General features: G+C 64.9%; 18 protein-coding genes. 13 read left to right on the plus strand and 5 right to left on the minus strand.

What is annotated here, in order from left to right; genetic code table 11:
• The first annotated feature begins 185 nt into the window (after positions 1-185).
• The 4 genes from BI327_RS28450 to BI327_RS28465 are packed head-to-tail and all read left to right on the plus strand — an operon-like array spanning position 186 to position 2,334.
• Positions 186-686, plus strand: a complete 501-nt coding sequence (locus tag BI327_RS28450) for a phage tail protein (protein ID WP_076864584.1) — start codon at positions 186-188, stop codon at positions 684-686.
• Positions 687-698: 12 nt separating this feature from the next.
• Positions 699-1,223 (plus strand): phage tail protein, encoded by a 525-nt coding sequence (locus BI327_RS28455; protein ID WP_076864585.1) that lies wholly within the window; start codon positions 699-701, stop codon positions 1,221-1,223.
• Between the two features lie 12 nt (positions 1,224-1,235).
• Positions 1,236-1,769: a phage tail protein gene (locus tag BI327_RS28460; RefSeq protein WP_076864586.1), complete on the plus strand. Its 534-nt coding sequence runs from the start codon at positions 1,236-1,238 to the stop codon at positions 1,767-1,769.
• 7 nt (positions 1,770-1,776) lie between these two features.
• A complete protein-coding gene (locus BI327_RS28465; RefSeq protein ID WP_245334963.1) occupies positions 1,777-2,334 on the plus strand; it encodes a GNAT family N-acetyltransferase in 558 nt (185 codons plus the stop codon).
• Here BI327_RS28465 and BI327_RS28470 read toward each other — a convergent pair.
• Entirely contained in the window at positions 2,316-2,672 is a 357-nt protein-coding gene (locus BI327_RS28470; protein WP_245334964.1) for a DUF6916 family protein, read from the minus strand. The two genes, BI327_RS28465 and BI327_RS28470, sit on opposite strands and share 19 nt — an antisense overlap.
• 863 nt (positions 2,673-3,535) lie before the next feature.
• Here BI327_RS28470 and BI327_RS28475 point away from each other — a divergent pair.
• From BI327_RS28475 to BI327_RS28515, 9 genes are all read left to right on the plus strand, one after another.
• Complete coding sequence (locus BI327_RS28475; RefSeq protein WP_076864588.1) at positions 3,536-4,690, plus strand: iron-containing alcohol dehydrogenase; 1,155 nt, start codon at positions 3,536-3,538, stop codon at positions 4,688-4,690.
• A 39-nt stretch (positions 4,691-4,729) separates the two neighbouring features.
• Positions 4,730-6,280 carry an AMP-binding protein gene (locus tag BI327_RS28480; RefSeq protein ID WP_076864589.1) on the plus strand — a complete coding sequence of 517 codons (1,551 nt, stop codon included), beginning with the start codon at positions 4,730-4,732 and terminating at the stop codon, positions 6,278-6,280.
• A 93-nt stretch (positions 6,281-6,373) separates the two neighbouring features.
• Positions 6,374-7,072 (plus strand): DUF2270 domain-containing protein, encoded by a 699-nt coding sequence (locus BI327_RS28485; protein ID WP_394329890.1) that lies wholly within the window; start codon positions 6,374-6,376, stop codon positions 7,070-7,072.
• A gap of 79 nt (positions 7,073-7,151) precedes the next feature.
• Positions 7,152-8,039: a TauD/TfdA dioxygenase family protein gene (locus tag BI327_RS28490; RefSeq protein WP_076864591.1), complete on the plus strand. Its 888-nt coding sequence runs from the start codon at positions 7,152-7,154 to the stop codon at positions 8,037-8,039.
• A 443-nt stretch (positions 8,040-8,482) separates the two neighbouring features.
• Positions 8,483-10,078 (plus strand): ABC transporter substrate-binding protein, encoded by a 1,596-nt coding sequence (locus tag BI327_RS28495; RefSeq protein WP_076864592.1) that lies wholly within the window; start codon positions 8,483-8,485, stop codon positions 10,076-10,078.
• An 85-nt stretch (positions 10,079-10,163) separates the two neighbouring features.
• Entirely contained in the window at positions 10,164-11,111 is a 948-nt protein-coding gene (locus BI327_RS28500) for an ABC transporter permease (protein WP_076864593.1), read from the plus strand.
• 3 nt (positions 11,112-11,114) lie between these two features.
• A complete protein-coding gene (locus BI327_RS28505) occupies positions 11,115-12,008 on the plus strand; it encodes an ABC transporter permease (RefSeq protein ID WP_076864594.1) in 894 nt (297 codons plus the stop codon).
• Entirely contained in the window at positions 12,008-13,021 is a 1,014-nt protein-coding gene (locus tag BI327_RS28510; RefSeq protein WP_076864595.1) for an ABC transporter ATP-binding protein, read from the plus strand. The genes BI327_RS28505 and BI327_RS28510 overlap by 1 nt, the downstream gene beginning before the upstream one ends.
• On the plus strand, positions 13,018-14,010 hold the full coding sequence (locus BI327_RS28515; RefSeq protein ID WP_076864840.1) for an ABC transporter ATP-binding protein: 993 nt from the start codon (positions 13,018-13,020) through the stop codon (positions 14,008-14,010). Before BI327_RS28510 ends, BI327_RS28515 begins: the two co-directional genes overlap by 4 nt.
• Before the next feature lie 171 nt (positions 14,011-14,181).
• Here the strand turns inward: BI327_RS28515 and BI327_RS28520 are convergent, their stop codons facing one another.
• The 4 genes from BI327_RS28520 to BI327_RS28535 all read right to left on the minus strand — a co-directional run bounded on the left by BI327_RS28520 (position 14,182) and on the right by BI327_RS28535 (position 20,354).
• A complete protein-coding gene (locus BI327_RS28520; protein ID WP_076864596.1) occupies positions 14,182-16,161 on the minus strand; it encodes an acetyl/propionyl/methylcrotonyl-CoA carboxylase subunit alpha in 1,980 nt (659 codons plus the stop codon).
• A complete protein-coding gene (locus tag BI327_RS28525) occupies positions 16,158-17,774 on the minus strand; it encodes an acyl-CoA carboxylase subunit beta (RefSeq protein WP_076864597.1) in 1,617 nt (538 codons plus the stop codon). Before BI327_RS28525 ends, BI327_RS28520 begins: the two co-directional genes overlap by 4 nt.
• Positions 17,774-19,372, minus strand: coding sequence for an AMP-binding protein (locus tag BI327_RS28530; RefSeq protein ID WP_076864598.1), 1,599 nt, complete (start codon positions 19,370-19,372; stop codon positions 17,774-17,776). Before BI327_RS28530 ends, BI327_RS28525 begins: the two co-directional genes overlap by 1 nt.
• A gap of 115 nt (positions 19,373-19,487) precedes the next feature.
• Positions 19,488-20,354 (minus strand): BKACE family enzyme, encoded by an 867-nt coding sequence (locus tag BI327_RS28535; RefSeq protein WP_076864599.1) that lies wholly within the window; start codon positions 20,352-20,354, stop codon positions 19,488-19,490.
• Between the last annotated feature and the right edge of the window lie 144 nt (positions 20,355-20,498).

The following is a 20,498-nucleotide window of genomic DNA, read 5'->3' on the forward strand; positions in this document are numbered from 1 at the left end:
CAGCAATGCAACATTCGCTCGCGACAACGACGCAAATGCATCGCGCGCTCGAACAAAAATCGCAGAGATCAAACAATCGTTGAGGTTGCACTTGGCGTAAAACACGCTATCGTGCAGACGTTGTCGACGTAGACATCATTGTCTCGCATTTTTCACAAATCTTAGGACGTATTCGCGGAGGACCGATGGCCGATCCGTTTCTTTCCGAAATCCGAATGATGTCGTTCAACTTTCCACCCAAGGGCTGGGCCTTCTGCAACGGTCAGTTGATGCCTATCAATCAGAATCAGCCGCTGTTCTCGTTGCTGGGCACGACCTATGGCGGGAACGGTCAAACCAATTTTGCCCTGCCCGACCTGCGGGGCCGGGTGCCGATCAGCATGGGCGCCGGCTACCCGCTCGGCCAGCGCGCCGGCGAGGAGGCCCACACGCTCGTCATCAACGAGATGCCACAGCACAATCATTTGGCCAATGCCGCCAACAGCAACGGGACCCAACCGATCAATGCGGGCGCCTATCTCGGCGGCTTCAACAACGGCTACAGCACGTCGACGGCCAACGTCACCACGCTCAATCCCTTGACCGTGGGCATTGCCGGCGGCAGCCAGGCCCATCAGAACATGCAACCGTTCCTGACGATCAATTTCAGCATTGCCCTCCAGGGCATTTTCCCCTCGCAGACCTGACGAGAAGCGCCGATGGCACAACCTTATGTAGGCGAAATCCGTATGTTCGGCGGCAATTTTGCCCCGGCGGGATGGAATTTCTGTGATGGCAGCCAGTTGGCAATTTCCGAGTACGAAACGCTGTACAATCTGATCGGCACCACTTATGGCGGCGACGGCCAGGTGACCTTCGCAGTCCCCGATCTGCGTGGCCGTCTGCCAATTCATATGGGCACTGCTAGCAGCGGCACGACCTACAACATCGGGGAAGCGGGCGGCGTCGAGACCGTAACACTCACGACGCAGACGATCCCGCAGCATTCCCACGCCTTCATCGCTTCGACGCAGACCGGCACCGGAACGAACCCGCAAGGTAATGTTCTCGATCAGGTGACCGGCACGATCGCCATGTATATCGACGGCCAGCCGCCCGATGGTCCGATGGCAAGCGGAATGCTGACGAACACGGGCGGCAACCAGCCACACGAGAATTTGCAGCCGCTGCTCTGCGTCGGCTTTATCATTTCGCTGTTCGGCATTTACCCGACCCAGACCTAGGAGCGCGACAACATGGCCGACCCTTTCGTCGCCGAGATCCGCATATTTCCGTTCAATTTCGCTCCCAAGGGCTGGGCCTTCTGCGCAGGTCAGATCCTGCCGCTCTCGCAGAATACGGCGCTGTTCTCGCTGCTCGGCACCACCTATGGCGGTGATGGCAAGTCGAACTTCGCGCTGCCCAACATGCAGGGCAATGCGCCGCTGGCACCCGGACAGGGGCCTGGGCTATCGCTGTATGACCTCGGAGAGACCACCGGCTCTCCCTCGGTGACGCTGCTGCAAAGCGAAATGCCGCTTCACAACCATCCCGTGAACGTCGGTACGCAGGATGTCGCCGACGTCGCGGTGCCGAGCCCGACCCGCATCCTGGGCAAGTCGAGAAGCGCCTCCGCCTATGTGCCCGGGAACCCGACGCCGACCCTGGTCCAGATGAACGCCGCCATGATCGGCATGACGGGCGGCAACCTCGCGCACAACAACATGCAGCCATACCTCACTTTGAATTTCTGCATTGCGCTGCAGGGTGTGTACCCGCCGCGGAGCTGAGGCTGCTTTGACGCCCCACGCTACTTTAGCTGATGCGCCTGCGTTCGGCTGGGCGCGCGCGGCGGAATCCGGCTGCCGCCTTCGCCGCCTGTCGGAGGCCGATCTGCCGTTCCTCGGCCGGCTCTACGCCTCGACGCGCGCCGAGGAGCTGGCGCCGGTGCCGTGGAGCGAGGCGGACAAGGCCGCCTTTCTCGATCAGCAATTCCGCGCCCAGCACGCGCATTACCAACGGTACTATCCGAACGCCGACTGGCTGGTGATCGCGCGCGGGGATGAGGACATCGGCCGCTTCTACATCGAGCGCTGGCCGACCCAGCACCGCATCATCGACGTCGCCTTCATGCCGGCGTACCGCGGTAAAGGTTACGGCGAAGCGCTGCTGCGCGATGCGATGGATGAGGCGGCCGCTGCCGGCAAGGACGTCTCGATCCATGTCGAGAAGCTCAATCCGGCGATGCGCCTCTACCGCCGGCTAGGCTTCGTCACCGAGGAAGACAAGGGCGTCTACGACCTGATGCGCTGGCGCGCGTCAGGAGAAGCCGACCGTCAGGTGAAGATCGCCTGATAGCCGTTGCCGTCGCCAAGCGGGCCAACCGGCACCATGAAGATCTCCATCACGCCGAGCGCCGGATGCCGCACCGGATAGATCGCCTGCGGCAGCCACGCGCCCGTCGGCCCCGCGAACAGCAGCGAGAACGCGCCGCCCGGCCGGCCGCTGTTGCCGGCGGGCTCGACCTTGACGAGCCTCAGCGCCACGACGTTATCGGCCGCCTGCATCTCGAACACCGCATCCCGGTGCGGCGTGAAGTCATCAATATGCAGCTTCGCGAGATCGACGGTGGATGTCATGCGCACGCCCCTGTTGCTTTCGACGTGTAACACACGCTGCGGCGATGCGGTCAAGGTTTCTGCCGGACGCCCACTCCCGCCGTCATTCCGGGGCTGCACCCTTCCGCGTCATTCCGGGCTCGCGCCAAGTGGCGCGCCCTCAGGTGCGCAATTGCGCACCGGGGAATGACGAGCGGAGACTGGTTGCCCCTGCCACTGAGTTGCCCGACGGCGCAAGTCCCCGAATCAAAAATATTTCTCTTTATCAGAAAATAAACTCAATGCTATAAATCCGAAGTCTCGCCCGACACGAGGGGCGCTTCGCGGTCGTCACGAACGCGGGTCGAGATGCGGTGGACGCTGAGTGCGCAACTGACGAGTGCTCACGCAGCGGACGGTGAAGTCGTGTGGTCCTGACGCCCTCATGGTAGGTGTCTCTCGAATTGCGCGGTGCGCGTTGCGGAGACGGTGACAAACAAGCCAAGTCTCGCCGGGGAGAGCACGAAGTAAGCCGTAGCCCATCGCGCAGGGAAAGCCGGGTTGTTTCCGGTTACACCTGTGGTCCTACCCCCGTGCTTTCTACCTTTTGCACGGGGCCCATGGGTGCGATCGGCACCCGGCTTTCCCTGCGCCCTCTGTTTCGGAGGAGGGCAAGTAAACGCAAGACTCGGACGCATCGCGCCGCGAGAATGCAAAGCTATATCCATCCGTCATCGCCCGGCTTGACCGGGCGATCCAGTACGCCGCGGCCCATCGGCTCAACAACGACTGTCTCTGGAATACTGGATCACCTGCTTTCGCAGGGACGACAGCGGAATGGGCGGAACGAACCGTACCAAACCACCGGCCCGAGGACTGATGACGGCCCCGATTTCCTCCGCTAACCTCTCCGCAAAGCACCGCCGGCAAGGCGGACCAATTTGAGGGAGGACGAGCGCGTGCATCGAGGCCGTGTCATCTTCGGCGCCATGGACGAGGTCGTGTTCGGACGGCCCGCCCGTGAGGCCATCGTCGAGCAACTGGACCGGTTGGGCGCGCAGCGCGCCTTCCTGATGGTCTCCGGCACGTTGAACCGCGAAACCGACGAGATCGAGAAGGTCCGCCAGGCGCTCGGGCCACGCTGTGTCGGAACCTTCGACAGGATGCCGGCGCACACGCCGCGCGCCGCGGTCATCGCGGCGACGGAACAGGCGCGTGATGCAAAGGCCGACCTGATCGTCACGATCGGCGGCGGCTCGATCACCGACGGCGCCAAGGCGGTGCAGCTTTGCCTCGCCAACAATGTCACCACATCCGACGGCATCGATGAGATCCGCACCCGTGGCGGGGTCTCGCCTGCGATGAAGCCGCCGAGCGTGCGCCAGATCAGCGTGCCGACCACGATCGCCGGCGGCGAGTTCTCCTCGATCGCGGGAGTCACCAACGAGGCCAAGCGGCAGAAGGAGATGCTGCGCCATCCGCTGGTGATGCCGCGCGCCACCATCCTCGATCCGGAGCTGTCGGTGCACACGCCGGACTGGCTGTTCCTGTCGACCGGCATCCGCGCCGTCGACCATTGCGTCGAGGGCATCTGCTCGCGCGAGGCGCATCCTTATGGCGACGCGCAGGCAATCAAGGGGCTGGAGATGCTGGCGGCGGGCCTGCCGCGGGTGAAGGCGGATCCGAAGGACATTTCGGCACGGATGGATTGCCAGATCGGCACCTGGCTCTCGACCGGCCCGCTGGCGTCGGGCGTACCGATGGGCGCGAGCCACGGCATCGGCTACGTGCTCGGCGCCGAGTTCGACGTGCCGCACGGCTACACCTCATGCGTGATGCTGCCCGCAGTGATGCGCTGGAACAAGCGCGACAATGCCGACCGCCAGGCGCTGGTCGCGGCCGCGATGGGTCACGCGGGCGAGGACGCCGGCGACGTGCTCGACCGCTTCATCCGCGACCTCGGCATGCCGCGCAGCCTGAAGGAGGTGCAGGTCGGTCCCGAACATTTCGACCGCATCGCGGCGGGTGCGATGCGCACGCCCTGGGTGCCGCGCAATCCGCGCAAGATCGATAGTCCGTCAGAGGTTCGCGAGATTCTGCTGATGGCGGCCTAGAACAAAAGCGAGCCGCGAGTGAGGGGGAAGTAAAACTCAATGTATACCGGCAAGCATGCTCATTTGCGCCCGCTGCAACCCGCCTTCATCATGGCCGGGACGGGAGAGATCGTCACCTATCGCGAGCTCGAGGCGCGCAGCAACCGCCTCGCGCATTTGTTCCGCAAGCAGGGCCTGCGGCGGCTCGACCATTACTCGATCTTCATGGAGAACAACAATCGCTACCTCGAGGCCTGCGGCGCCGGCGAGCGCGCGGGGCTCTATTTCACCTGCGTCAATTCCTACCTCACCGCGGGCGAGCTCGCCTACATCCTGACCAACAGCCAGTCGCGGATCCTGATCACCTCGAAGCTGAAGCTCGACATTGCGCGCGAGGCGCTGAAGGAATGTCCGCAGGTCGAGCTCTGCATCGTGGTCGACGGCGACGGCGAGAGCGAGCGTATCGTCGGGCTGCGACAGGCGACTGCCGGCCTGCCGGCCACACCGATCGCGGACGAATATGCCGGCACCGCGATGCTCTATTCCTCCGGCACAACCGGCCGGCCAAAGGGGATCGTGCGGCCGCTGCCCGAGCAGCCGCCGTCGGAGAACCTGCCGCTGTTCGATTTCCTGACCAGGCTCTGGCACTACCGTGAGGGCATGGTCTACCTCTCGCCGGCACCGCTCTATCATTCAGCGCCGCAGGCCGCGGTCAATCTCACCATCCGGATGGGCGGCACCGTGGTCATCATGGAGAGCTTCGATCCCGAGCGCTATCTCGAGCTGGTGCAAAAATGGGGCATCACCCACAGCCAGCTGGTGCCGACCATGTTCTCGCGCCTGCTGAAGCTGCCGGAGGAGGTGCGCAGCCGCTACGATCTGTCGACGCTCGAGATCGCGATCCATGCCGCCGCGCCCTGCCCGGCGCTGGTCAAGGACGACATGATCAAATGGTGGGGCCCGATCATCCACGAATATTACGGCGCGACCGAGGGGCTCGGCTTCACCGCCTGCAACAGCGCGGAGTGGCTCGCCCATCGCGGCACCGTCGGCAAGGTCCTGCTGGGCGATCTGCATATCCTCGACGAAAACATGCAGCCCTGCCCGAAAGGCACGCCCGGCACCGTGTGGTTCAAGACCGCCACGCCATTCGAATATTTCAACGACCCCGCCAAGACCACCGAAGCGCGCTCGGCCGACGGCAGCATGAGCACGGTCGGCGACGTCGGCTATGTCGACGACGACAACTTCCTCTACCTCACCGATCGCGCCACCTTCATGATCATCTCGGGCGGCGTGAACATCTATCCGCAGGAATGCGAGAACCTGCTGATCACCCATCCCAAGGTCGCCGACGCCGCGGTGTTCGGCGTGCCCAACCCCGATCTCGGCGAGGAGGTGAAGGCGGTGGTGCAGCCGGCCGACGGCATCGCGGCAGGGCCGGAGCTTGCCGAGGAGCTGATCGCCTTCTGCGCCAGCTCGCTGTCGCGCCAGAAGGTGCCGCGCTCGGTGGATTTCGAGGCCGAGCTGCCGCGGCTGCCGACCGGAAAGCTCTACAAGCGCCTGCTGCGCGACCGCTATTGGGGCAACAAGACCTCGCGGATCGTGTGAGGCCGGCGGTGCAGCGGGCCGCAACGGACTCGCCCGCTGCGCGGATTTGGCGTTATGCTCTGCAATCGCAAGCCAGCTTCGCCGGAGGCCGCCATGCCGTCGCCCCAGCCGCGCGAGCCGGAGCCGGCACAGGCCGGCAGGCTCGAATTCACCGCCGCCGAAATCGGTGCGCTCGCCCACCTCTATCGCGGCGAGGTCTATCGCAGCACGGTCTGGCGCACCCGCCTCGACAGCTCGACCAACTGGGCGGTTGTCACCACCGGGATCGCACTGTCGGCGACCTACAGCAACGCGGACGCATCGCCGCTGCCGATGGTGCTGGTTGGCCTGCTCGTCACCGTATTCCTGCTGTTCGAGGCGCGCCGCTACCGCTACTTCAACGTCTGGCGCGCCCGCGCCCGGTTGCTCGAAACCGATTTCTACGCGCCGATGATCCGCGGCGAAGACCCATCGCCGAATGCGGCCTGGACCGAGCTGCTGGCCAACGATTACCGCCGCCCCAGCTACCACATCAGCTTTGCCCGCGCGGTCGGCCGGCGGCTGCGCCGGACCTATGGCTGGATCTTCGCGATCCAGGCCATCGCCTATTACGGCAAGCTCGCGATCCATCCGCTGCCGCTCACCGATATGAGCGCGATCTGGGACCGCGCCTCGATCGGGCCGATTCCCGGAACCATCGTGATTCTGGCCGGCGTCGCCTTCCATTCCAGCTGGGCGCTGTTCGCCTTCGTCACGCAGCGCATGGAGGTCGCCGACCGGCGCGCGCGGCACGATCTGATCGCGATGGGGTGAGATGCCGCGGGTTGCGTTGCCGGTGACGGGCTTTTCCCCTAACCTCGCCTCAACAAGAAAAATCAGGGAGGACCTGCCAATGGACGTGATCCCACTGCGCGAAGGGTTCGGCGCCGAACTGCGCGGCGTCACGCTGTCAGACGTCGCCGCCAGCGATACCGCCTATGCGAAGGTGCGCGCGGCATTTGAGGAACATTCGGTGCTGGTGTTCCGCGGCCAGGAGGTCAGTGACGACATCCAGCTCGCCTTCTCGCGCCGCTTCGGTCCGCCCGAGACGACCAAAGTCGGCTCGATGGGCACCGGCTCGCATTTCGTGATCCTCTCGACCTTCGGACCCGACGGCAAGGTGGTTCCATCCGACCATCGCCAGCAGTTGCGCGCCAGGGCGAACCAGCTCTGGCACACCGACTCCTCCTTCAAGCGCGTGCCGGCGCTGACTTCGATCCTTTCCGCGCGCATCATCCCCGAACATGGCGGCGAGACCGAATTCGTCTCGATGCGGCTTGCCTTCGAGCGGCTCGACAAGGATATGGCGAAGCGGCTCGAGAACTCGTTCGCCTGGCACTCCTATGCGCATTCGCGCAGCAAGGTGGCGGCCGGTCTTGCGACAACGGAGGAAACCGACGCGCTGCCGCCGGTGTGCTGGCGCATGGTCTGGCGCAATCCCGTCAACGGCCGTGGCGCGCTGTATCTCGCCTCGCATGCCTATGGCGTCGAGGGCATGGCTGCCGATGCCGGCAAGGCGCTGATCGAGCAGCTGACCGAAGCCGCAACCGCGCCCGGCGTCAGTTATCTGCACCAATGGAAGCAGGGCGACGTCGTGATGTGGGACAACCGCGCCACCATGCATCGCGGCCGCCCGTGGCCGGCGCATGAGGGCCGCCTGATGATCCGCACCACGATCTCGGCGACCGAATCCGACGGCGTCGCCAACATGCACCTGCCTTCACCGCAGGCGGCGCAGTGAAACAAATGCTTCGCCGCCATCCCCGCGCAACGGCGGAGCCGTTGTCGCTGGAGGTGCGAGCGCAGCGAGCCTCGAAGGATGAATCGGCCACCGGCTCCGGGCCGTGCATCCTTCGAGACGCGCGTTCCGCGCTCCTCAGGAGGACGGGACGGACTTCAACGCGGCCTAGCGAGCATCGGCGACATACTGTCGCTGATTGCGATCGGGCTCAGGTCGTGCCGATCGATGCGATCGAGTAAAATGAAAAGGAAATTCGCCACTGCATAGCAAACCAACCGGAGTTCCCCGCCATCACAGGCATTATTCCCGGTCCGTGGAAATTTTAATGCACTGGTGTCATCCGAATTGCCAATCCCTTCGCGACCCTCGCTGGTTGCCCGACAGCCTCACCGTGGTATCGTCGATGCCAATCGGCCTTTGAGACCGAAATGTGGGAGGGGACCATGCGGAGCGTGCAAGCGCTGGCCGTCGCGGTGTTGTCTGTGCTGGCCATCAGCGACGTGTCACGCGCAGCCGAGCCGAAACCGGGCGGCATCTTCAGGATCTATCATCGCGACAGCCCCGGCAGCGCCTCGATCCACGAGGGCGCGACTTATTCGCTGAACGTGCCGTTCATGCCGATCTTCAACAATCTCGTCATTTTCGATCAGCACATCGCGCAGAACAGCGCCAGCACGATCCGGCCCGAGCTTGCGGAAAGCTGGGCCTGGAGCGGCGACAACAAAACGCTGACCTTCAAGCTGCGCAAGGACGTGAAGTGGCACGACGGCAAGCCGTTCACCGCGGCCGACGTCAAATGCACCTTCGACATGCTGATGGGCAAGTCGCAGCAGAAGTTCCGGCAGAACCCGCGCAAGTCCTGGTACGAACAGGTCGACGAGGTTACCACCAACGGCGATTACGAAGCATCGTTCAAGCTGAAGCGGCCGCAGCCGGCGCTGCTGTCGCTGCTCGCCTCGGGCTATTCGCCGATCTATCCCTGCCACGTGTCGCCGGCGGAGATGCGCACCAAGCCCATCGGTACCGGCCCGTTCAAATTCGTCGAGTTCAAGGCCAACGAGTCGATCAAGCTCACCAAGAACCCCGACTACTTCAAGAAGGGCCTGCCCTATCTCGACGGTATCGAGTTCACCATCATCCCGAACCGCTCGACGGCGATCCTCGGATTCGTCTCGGGCAAGTTCGACATGACCTTCCCGACCGAGGTTTCGATCCCGCTGCTCAAGGACGTCAAGTCGCAGGACCCGACAGCGATCTGCGTGGTGGAACCGAACAACGTCTCCACCAACATCATCATCAATTCAACCGCGCCGCCGTTCGACAATCTCGACGTCCGCCGCGCGCTGGCGCTGGCGCTCGACCGCAAGGCCTTCATCCAGATCATGTTCGAGGGCCAGGGCGATATCGGCGGCACCATGGAGCCTGCGCCTGACGGCCTGTGGGCGATGCCGAAGGACATGCTTGAGCAGATTCCCGGCTACGGCCCCGACATCGAGAAGAACCGCGAGGAAGCGCGCAAGCTGATGCAGAAGGCGGGCTATGGCCCGGACAAGCATCTGCACATCAAGGTGTCGACCCGCAACATCGCGGTCTACCGCGATCCCGCGATCATCCTGATCGACCAGATCAAGAGCATCTATATCGACGCCGAGCTCGACGTCGTCGATACCGCGCAATGGTTCCCCAAGATCGCGCGCAAGGACTATTCGCTCGGCCTCAACCTCACCGGCAACGCCGTCGACGAGCCCGACCAGTCGTTCTACGAGAACTATGCCTGCGGCTCGGAGCGCAACTACACCAACTACTGCAACAAGGACATCGAGAAGCTGTTCGACCAGCAGTCGGAGGAGACCAACCTCGACAAGCGCAAGAAGCTGGTCTGGGAGATCGACAAGAAGCTGCAGGAAGACGTCGCGCGTCCGATCATCTTCCATGCCCGGACCGGCACCTGCTGGAAGCCTTACGTAAAGAATGTCACGATCATGTCCAACAGCTCCTATAACGGCTATCGTTACGAAGACGTCTGGCTGGACAAGTAGCGCATAGCGTTTTCGAGCGAAGTGGATACCGGTTCGCGTAAAGAAAACGCGTCAAAAGAAAGCACGGACAGGGGAGAGAGCCAGGGTGTTTGCCTATATCGTGCGGCGGCTGTTCCTGATGCTCGTGACCCTGTTCGGGATCTCGGTCATCATCTTCGTGCTGCTGCGCGTGGTGCCCGGCAACATCGTCGACATCCTGTTCGACGCCGCGGGCTTCGTCGATCCCGCCGACAAGGCCAATCTCGAGCGCGAGCTCGGGTTGAGCCAGCCGATCGTGATCCAGTACCTGCACTGGATCGGCGGCCTGCTGCACGGCGATCTCGGCTATTCCTACGTCTCGGAGAAGCCGGCGCTGGAGGAGATCCTGCCGCGGATTCCGATCACCGCGCGGCTCGCGGGGCTGGCGCTGCTGTTCTCCGCCTCGATCGGCATTCCGCTCGGCGTGATCAGCGCCGTGCACCAGGGCTCCAAGCTCGACTATGCGCTGCGCGTCGTCAGCCTCAGCGGCCTGTCGCTGCCGTCGTTCTGGCTCGGCCTGTTGATCCTGATGGCCTCGGTCTCACTGTTCAGCACCATGCCTATCTTCAATCCGAACCCGAAGACCTGGCTCGAGGCGCTGACCATCTATGCGGTACCGGCGATGGCGGTCGGCTTCCGCAGCGCGGCGCTGACCATGCGCATCACCCGCTCCTCGATGCTGGAGATCCTGCGCCAGGATTACATCCGCACCGCGCGCGCCAAGGGCGCATCCGAAGCCTCCGTGAACTATCGCCACGCGCTGAAGAACGCGGTGTTGCCTGTCATCACCGTGATCGGCATCGAGGCCGCGTTCCTGATCGGCGGACTGATCGTGACCGAGACCGTGTTCAACATCCCCGGCATCGCCCGCTTCCTGGTCGAGGCGCTGCGCTGGCGCGATTATCCGATCGTGCAGAACCTCGTGATGTTCATCGCGGTCGTCGTCGTGGTCGTGAATTTCATCGTCGACATGCTGTATGCGGCAATCGACCCGCGCATCCGGTTCGGAGACTAACCGATGGCGACGATCAATTTCGACAGCGAATTGCGACGCGCCGGGGCCAACGCCACCGGCGGCTGGGGGCGGCTGGCGTTCCTCGCGCAGCGCCATGTGCTCGGCACGGTCGGCCTCATCATCATGCTGCTGTTCGTGCTGACTGCGATCTTTGCCGATCTGATCAGCCGTTACGATCCGCTTACCGTCGATTCCGCGCACCGCTTGGCACCGCCCTCGATGCTGCATTGGTTCGGCACGGATTCCTTCGGCCGCGACGTCTGGAGCCGCATCATCCACGGCGCGCGGATCTCGCTTGCGGTCGGCATCGGCTCCACGACACTCGGCGCCACGCTCGGCGTGATCGTGGGCCTTGCCTCCGGCTATCTCTCCGGCTGGGTCGACCTCGTGTTCCAGCGGGTGACCGACATCCTGCAGTCGCTGCCGCTGCTGGTGCTCGCGCTCGTGATGACGGCAGCGCTCGGCCCTTCGCTGCCGAACGTGATCCTCGCGATTGCGATTCCCTTGATCCCGACCGTTGCGCGCGTGATCCGGGCCAACACGCTGGCGCTGCGCGAGCAGCCGTTCGTGGAAGCCGCCAAATCGATCGGCATGAGCGAGATGCGGATCGCGCTGCGCCACGTGCTGCCGAACACCATCGCACCGCTGATCGTGCTTGCGACCGCGCAACTCGGCTCGACCATCCTGACCGAGGCGTCACTGTCGTTCCTCGGCCTCGGCATTCCCGAACCTTACCCATCATGGGGCCGTATGCTGTCGGAATCCGCCGCCGAATATGTCCGCACCGCGCCGTGGCTGGTGATCTTCCCCGGCATTGCGATCAGCCTCGCGGTGTTCGGCACCAATCTGTTCGGCGACGCACTGCGCGACATCCTCGATCCGAGGCAGCGCGGCTGATGAGCGAGGCTATTCCGGCAGAGACGGTTCTCGACGTGAAGAACCTGCAAACGGTGTTCTTCACCAATTCCGGCCTGTTCCGCGCGGTCGACGATGTCTCGTTCTCGGTCCGCCGCGGCGAGACCTTGGCGATCGTCGGCGAATCCGGCTGCGGCAAGAGCGTCAGTGCGCTCTCGATCATGCGCCTGGTGCCCGATCCGCCCGGCCGCATCGTCGGCGGCTCGGTGACGCTCGAGGGCACCGACTTGCTGAAGCTCGACGATGCCGCGATGCGCAGCATCAGGGGCAACCGCATCTCGATGATCTTCCAGGAGCCGATGACCTCGCTCAATCCGGTGATGCGGATCGGCGACCAGATCATCGAGGCTGTGCGGCTGCATCAGAAGGTCAGCAGCAAGGAGGCGTGGAAACAGGCCGTCGACATGCTGCGGCTGGTGCGCATCCCCGAGCCGGAGCGGCGCGCCCAGGAATATCCGCATCAGCTCTCCGGCGGCATGCGGCAGCGCGCCATGATCGCGATGGCGCTGGCCTGCCGGCCGGCGCTCTTGATCGCCGACGAGCCGACCACGGCGCTCGACGTCACCATCCAGGCGCAGATCCTGGCGCTGATCGTCGACCTGCAACAGCGACTCGGCACCGGGCTGATCCTGATCACCCATGACCTCGGCGTCGTGGCGCAGACCGCGCAGCGCGTGATCGTGATGTACGCCGGCAAGAAGGTCGAGGAGGCGACCGTTGAGTCCCTGTTCGAGACGCCGCTGCATCCCTACACCAGAGGCCTGATGGCTTCGATCCCCGCGGTGCCCTCGCCCGACGCGAAAGCCGATGTGCGGCTGGTCGAAATCCCCGGCATGGTGCCGTCGCTGACCAGGCTGCCGCCCGGCTGCGCCTTCGCGCCGCGCTGCAAGCTCGCGATCGACCGCTGCCGCCAGGAATATCCGCCGCTCGACGAGGTCAAGAGCAATCACTGGGCGGCATGCTGGCGCGCCGGCGAGATGGCGGAGGCGTCATGACCGAACAGCGTCCGCTCCTCGAAGTCACCGATCTCGTCAAGCACTACGCGGTGCGCGGCGGCGTGCTGCGCCGGCAGGTCGGCACCGTGCACGCAGTCGACGGCGTCAGCTTCGCGCTCGGCGCCGGCGAGACGCTCGGACTGGTCGGCGAATCCGGCTGCGGCAAGTCGACGGTGGCGCGCACCGTGCTGCGGCTGGTCGAGCCGACCAGCGGCGCGATCAAGCTCGACGGCGAGGACATCGCGCCGCTCAGCAAGACCGCGCTGCGGCCCTACCGCCGCTCGATGCAGATCGTGTTCCAGGACCCGTTCGCCTCGCTCAACCCGCGCATGACCGCCGGCGACATCGTCGGCGAGCCGCTGACCGTGCACGGCATCGCGACCGGCGCGAAGAAGCAGGAGCGGGTCGCGGAACTGTTCCAGCAAGTCGGCCTGCGGCCCGACCAGATGAAGAACTTTCCGCATCAGTTCTCCGGCGGCCAGCGCCAGCGCATCTGCATTGCGCGTGCGCTCTCGCTCGGGCCGCGGCTGATCGTCTGCGACGAGCCGGTCTCCGCGCTCGACGTCTCGATCCAGGCGCAGGTGATCAATCTCTTGATCGACCTGCAGCGCAAGCAGAATTTCTCCTACCTCTTCATCGCGCACGACCTCGCCGTCGTCGCCCATATCAGCCACCGCGTCGCCGTGATGTATCTCGGCCGCATTGTCGAGATCGCCGACAAGCACGAGCTGTTCGCCAATCCGCGGCATCCCTATACGCAGGCGCTGCTGGCCTCGGTGCCGATCGCCGACCCCAAGGCGAAGCGCACTGCGCCCTTGATCGACGGCGACGTGCCGAGCCCGATCAATCCGCCCTCCGGCTGCGCCTTCCACACCCGCTGCCCCTACGCGATCGATCGCTGCAAGACCGAACGCCCGATGTTGCAGGCGGCTGGTACGGCGCATCAGGTCGCGTGCTGGCTGAATGACGGGACGGGGCGGAGCGAGTAACTCCGCTGTCGTCCCTGCGAAAGCAGGGACCCATAACCACCGTTGCTCATTGTTGCGCGCCGCTGTAGCTCCAGCGCGCTTCAGCAAGGTAGATCGGTGGTTATGGGCCCCGGCCCCTGTGCGCAATTGCGCACCAGGCCGGGACGACAGTGTTTATGCGGCGGCCTCGATCTACGCGGCCGCCTCGATCTCGACCACGATCTTGCCCGTCGTCACCTGCTCGCCCTCGGCGACGTCGATCGCCGACACCGTGCCCGCGACGCCGGCGGTGTGGACGTGCTCCATCTTCATCGCCTCCAGCGTCATCACCGGCTGCCCCGCCGCGACCTTGTCGCCGGCCTTCACCAGCACCGCGACGACCCGGCCGTTCATGGCGGCGCGGACCTTGCCGTCACCGCCGGCGGCTGACGCGCTCTCGGGCGGCGCGAGCGTGAGATCGCGCGCCGACAGCGTGACGCCGCGGTGCAAAATATGGAGGCGGTCGGCATCGCGCAGGAATCTGGCCTGCTCCATCACACCGTCGTGGTGGAAGCGGATGCTGTCCTGATCGAGCTCGTCGATCACGAAGTTGAAGCGATCGCCATTGCGGGTCGCGAAATAGCTGCCGTCGCGCTCGCGGACGATCTCGATCTCCTGCACGCCGTAACCGAGATCGATCCGCAAGCCGAGCGGGAACGTCGCCGCCAGCGACCGGCCGCGCTGCCATGGCGGCGCGTGCGGGTTGGTGACATAGAGCAGCAGCGCCGCGAGCGCGAGGTCGCTGCCGCGATCCGGCCGCGGCGCCAGCAAGACATCGCGGTTGTTGCCGATGAAGGCCGTGGTCGCCTCGCCCTTGGCGAAGACCGGATGGCGCAGACAGTCGATCAGAAAGCCCTGATTGGTGGTGACGCCGAACGCCGTCACCTGCTCCAGGGCAGAGATCAGCTTGCCGCGCGCCTCGTCGCGGGTGGTGCCATGGCTGATGACCTTGGCGATCATCGAATCATAGAACGGCGGAATCTCCGAGCCGGACTTGAGTGCGTGCTCGACGCGGACGCCGTCAGGCATCTGCCACCGCGCCATGGTGCCGGATTGCGGCATGAAGTCGTGCCCGGCATCCTCTGAGCAGAGCCGCACCTCGATCGCATGACCGGAGAAGTTGATGTCCTCCTGCTTCACGCCAAGCGGCTCGCCGCGGGCGACACGAAGCTGCAATTCGACCAGATCGAGCCCGGTGATCGCCTCGGTGACGGGATGCTCGACCTGAAGCCGCGTGTTCATCTCCATGAAGTAGAAATTGCCGGCGCGATCGAGCAGGAATTCGAGCGTGCCGGCACCCTCGTAGCCGATCGCCTTGACGGCCTGCACCGCGACCGCGCCCATACGCGCGCGCAGCTCCAGCGTCACCGCCGGCGACGGCGCCTCCTCGATCAGCTTCTGGTGCCGCCGCTGCACCGAGCAGTCGCGCTCGCCGAGATGGATCGCGTTGCCATGGCGGTCGCCAAACACCTGGATCTCGATGTGGCGCGGATCGACGATCGCGCGTTCGAGGATGACGGTGGGATCGCCGAACGCGCCCTGCGCCTCCGAGCGCGCGCTGCGCAGCGCATCGGGAAACGCCGCGGCGTCCGCGACCAGTCGCATGCCGCGGCCGCCGCCACCTGCGACCGCCTTGATCATCACGGGGAAGCCGATCGCCTTGGCTTCAGCCAGCATCACGGCATCGCTCTGGTCGGCCCCCTGATAGCCGGGCACACAGGGCACGCCGGCCCTCTGCATGATGTCCTTGGCGCCGGCCTTGTTGCCCATCGCCAGGATCGCTTCCGGCGACGGGCCGATGAACACCAGCCCTGCATCGCGGCAGGCTTGCGCAAAATCCTCGTTCTCGGCGAGGAAGCCGTAGCCGGGATGCACCGCACCGGCGCCGCTTGCCTTGGCAGCTGCGATGATCGCGTCGATCTTCAGATAGGATTGCGCCGGCAGCGCCTCGCCGATCCGCACCGCCTGGTCGGCCGCGCGCACATGCAGCGCGTCGCGATCGGCATCCGAATAGACCGCGACGACGCCATAGCCGAGCCGCCGCGCGGTACTCATGATGCGCAGCGCGATCTCACCGCGGTTGGCGACCAGTATCTTGAAGAACGGCGTCCGCTTCACGGTGGTACCGCTCATGGCCGCGCCACCGAGAACTGCATGCGCTGCGGGGTGCGCGCCTCGGCCTCGCGGCAGATCGCAAGCACCTCCGACAGCACCGTGCGCGTATCGCGCGGATCGATCACGCCGTCGTCGAGCACGCGGGCGCTGGTCGAGAACACATCCATCTGGCCGTCGAATACGCCCGTAATCTGCGCCTTCATCGCCTCGAGCTTCTCCTTCTCGATCGGCTTGCCGCGCCGCGCCGCGGCAGCTTCGGTGACGATCGCCATGGTTTCGGCGGCCTGCTCGCCGCCCATTACGGCCGTCTTGGCGTTCGGCCAGGAGAAGCAGAAGCGCGGATGGAAGCCGCGGCCGCACATACCGTAATTGCCGGCGCCGAACGAGGCCCCGCAATACAGCGTGATCTGCGGCACCGTCGCCGAGGTCACCGCCTGGATCATCTTGGAGCCGTGCTTGATCATGCCGGCCTCTTCATAGGCCTTGCCCACCATGTAGCCGGTGGTGTTGTTCATATAGAGGATCGGCGTGCGCGACTGGCAGCAGGCCTGGATGAAATGCGTCGCCTTGTTGGCACCAGGCACATCGAGCGGGCCGTTGTTGGTGATGATGCCGATCGCCTGTCCTTCGATGCGGGCATGACCGCAGACCGTCGCCGGGCCGTAATTGGCGCCGAACTCGGTGAAGTCGGAATCATCGATGAAGCGCGCGATCGCCTGGCGCATGTCGACCGGCCGCTTGTGATCCATCGGCATGATGCCGAGCAGCTCCTCGGCGTCATAGCGCGGCGGCTTGAACGCGGCTGGTTCGGATATCGGCCGATCCCAGGGCAGCTTGGCCATGATCTCGCGTGCGATGCGCAGCGCATCGCGGTCGTCCTCGGCGAGATAATCGCCGAGGCCGGAGATTTGGGTGTGCATCTCGGCGCCGCCGAGCTCTTCCTCGGTCGCGATCTCGCCGGTCGCAGCCTTGAGCAGCGGCGGCCCGGCGAGGAAGGCGCGGGTGCGGCCGCGCACCATCACGATGTAGTCGGAAAGCCCGGTCTGGTACGCACCGCCCGCGGTCGAGGAGCCGTGCGTCACCGTGACGACGGGAAGCCCCGCCGCCGACAGCCGCGCCAGGTTGCGGAAGATGTTGCCGCCGCGCACAAAATCCTCGACCCGGTAGCGCAGCAGATTGGCGCCGGCGCTTTCGACGAGCTGCACATAGGGCAGCTTGTTTTCCAGCGCGAGCTCCTGAACCCGCAGCGTCTTGTCGAGGCCGTAGGGTTGCAGCGCGCCAGCATCGATGCCGGCATCATTGGCGCTGACCATGCAGCGGATGCCGGAGACGAAGCCGATGCCGGCAACCAGGCCGCCGCCGGGCACGCTCTTGTCCGCGTCCGGCACATCGAACATGTAGCCGGCGAGCGTCGACAGTTCGAGGAACGGCGAGCCGGAATCGAGCACCAGCGCGACGCGCTCGCGCGGCAAGAGTTGTCCGCGCTTGTGGAAGCGGTCCTTTGCCGCGGCCGACGCCGCGCGCGTCCGCTCCTCAAGCCCCCGCATCCGGGCGATCAGCGCGAGCATGCCGTCGCGATTGCCCTGAAAGCCGGCGCTGCCGGTGGAAATCGTGTTCTCGATGATGGCCACTAGGCGCGCTCCACAAAATGCCCACTGAATTGCTGTCGCAGCTCGACCTTGCGCAGCTTGCCGGTCGCGGTCATCGGCATCTCCTCGAGGATACGCACCAGCTTCGGCACCTGGAAGCCTCCGAGATGCCTTCTGCAATGCGCCTCGATCCCGGCCTCGTCGGCCACCGCGCCGGGCTTCAGCTTGACGAAGGCGGAGACCGCCTCACCCCATTGCGGATGCGGCAGGCCGACCACGGCGGCGTTCTGCACCGCGGGGTGCGCCAGCAGCGTCTCCTCGATCTTGACGGATGCGACGTTCTCGCCGCCCGACTTGATCATGTCCTTCTTGCGGTCGAGGAACAGCACCTCACCATTGGCATCGATCAGGGCGAGATCGCCGGTATGGTGCCAGCCGAACTTGCGGGCCTCCTCGGTCGACTTCGGGTCCTTGTAGTAGCCCATCATCACGTTGGGCCCGCGATGCACCAGCTCGCCGATCTCGCCGCGCGGCAAAAGGTTGCCATTGTCATCCATGATCGCGGTCTCGTTGACGATGAGCGATTCACCCCAGTAATTGCCGAAGCGGTCGAGCTGCACTTCGGGCCGCGACATCGTCGTCGCCGGATACATCTCGGTCTGGCCGCTCGACAGCACGAAGTTCGGACAGAGGTCGGCGATGGCGCGTTCGAGCAGCGGCTTGCCCATCGGCGCCATGGTGTAGATACAGCAGCGCAGGCCCGACAGATCGTAGTCGCGTCGGCGCGGATGATCGAGGATCGCCTGGTACATCAGCGACAGGCCGACGAACACCGTGAGCTTGTCGCGGACGATCGCCTCCATGCAGACCACCGGATCGAAGCCGCGCATCAGCGCCATCCGGCCGCCGACCGAGAGATAGCTGAGCAGCAGCACATGGCCGGCGCAGTGGAACAGCGGAAACTGGCCGGTGATCCCGTCAGCGCGCGACAGCTGCATCTCGATGCAGTTGCTCATCACGGCCATGACGACGGCGAGATGGCAATGCATCGCGCCTTTCGGCCGCGACGTCGTGCCCGACGTGTAGATGATCATCGCGAGATCGCGATCGTTGATCTCGATGTCGGGTTCGATGTCGGACTGCCCATTCAGGAGCCCGTTGAACTCCTGCAAGCCGGTCTTGCCGGCGTTGCCGGTCAGGTCGATCGCGATCATCTCCATGCCACGCGCTTCCAGCGCGGCGCGCCGATCGGCCTGGGCATGGAGATTGTCGTCGATGATGGCAAAGCGGACCTCGGCATGACCGAGAATGTAGTCCATGTCGGACGGCCCGAGCATGGTGTTGATCGGCACCCAGACCAGGCCGGCGCGATGGATGCCGAACAGCGCTTTGACGAACTCGACGGAGTTGTTGCAGATGGTCGAGATCTTCTCGCCCGGCTTCAGCCCGCGCTGCACCAAATGATTGGCGAAGCGATTGGCGTCGCGCTCGAGCTCGGTGAAGGTGACTTGCCGCTTACCGTCGGTCAGCGCGACGCGATCGGGAAACCGCCGCGCGGCGCGCTTCAGCAGGTCGCCGATTGCGACCCGTCCGATGCGGCCGGGGCCCGTGACGCCGCCGGTTGCTGCGAGATTGTCCATGTCTGGCTCTCCTCTCAGCCGTCATTGCGAGGAGCGAAGCGACGAAGCAATCCGCTCTGTCTTCGAGTGGCAAGATGGATTGCTTCGCTACGCTCGCAATGACGGCTGGCGTGACCTAGTGTCTCGTCCCAAAGATCTGCCGCGCCTCGGCCGGGCTCGCGATCTCGCGGCCGGCGCGCCGCGCACAGGCGGCAAGGCCTTCGACGAGCTGGCCGTTCGACGTCACCTTGGTGCCGTCGTCGAGATAGAACGTATCCTCCAACCCGCTGCGCAGATGGCCGCCGAGATCGGCGGCGCGCTGGTGCAGCGGCCAGATCTCGGCACGGCCGATCGCGGTGACCTGCCAATGCGCTTCCGGCACCTTCAACTTCAAGAGGATCGGCAACAGCTCCGGATCGGCCGGCATGCCCGAGGCGACGCCCATGACCAAATTGTATTCGAGCGGCCCGGAATACATGCCGGTCTGCCGGTACATCCCGACGCAGCGCACGATGCCGACATCGAAGCACTCGAACTCGGGGATGGTGCCGGCCACCTTCATCACGTCGAGATAGTCCTGCACCTTCTCGACCGCGTTATCGAACATCATCGGCGGCCAGGCCCAGGTGTTGTCGGCCTTCACCTTCAGGTAATTCAGCGAACCGGCGTTGCAGGCCGCGATCTCGGGCCTGGTCTCGCGCACGCAGTCGAGCGCGCCCTGGTAGTTGGGGCCCGAAGTGCCGGTGGTGTGGTTGATGATCACGCCGGGGCAGGCCTCGCGGATCGCCTGCTGGATCTCCTTGCTGACGCCGACGTCCCATGACGGCAAATGGCCCTTGTTCGGCTCCTGCTGACGCAGATGGATGTGCATGACGCTGGCGCCGGCGTTGAACGCCGCCTTGGCCTCGCGCGCCATCTCTTCCGGCGTCACCGGAACGTTGTGCTGCTTCGGGTCGGTAAGCACGCCGTTCAGCGCGCAGGTGATGACGGCCTTGTCGCTCATGGTCTGTTGTCCGCTTTGCAGCGCACCTGCGCTGCTGATGTTCCCATGATGAGAAATTTGTCTTCGCGCCATCTTGCGTTGACTGGCTAAGTGAATGCGATCACGCCGCAATTCGTCGCCAGCCGGTTAACACAAGACGCCCTG

It is taken from the genome of Bradyrhizobium mercantei (genome assembly GCF_001982635.1).
Classification (GTDB): Bacteria; Pseudomonadota; Alphaproteobacteria; order Rhizobiales; family Xanthobacteraceae; genus Bradyrhizobium; species Bradyrhizobium mercantei.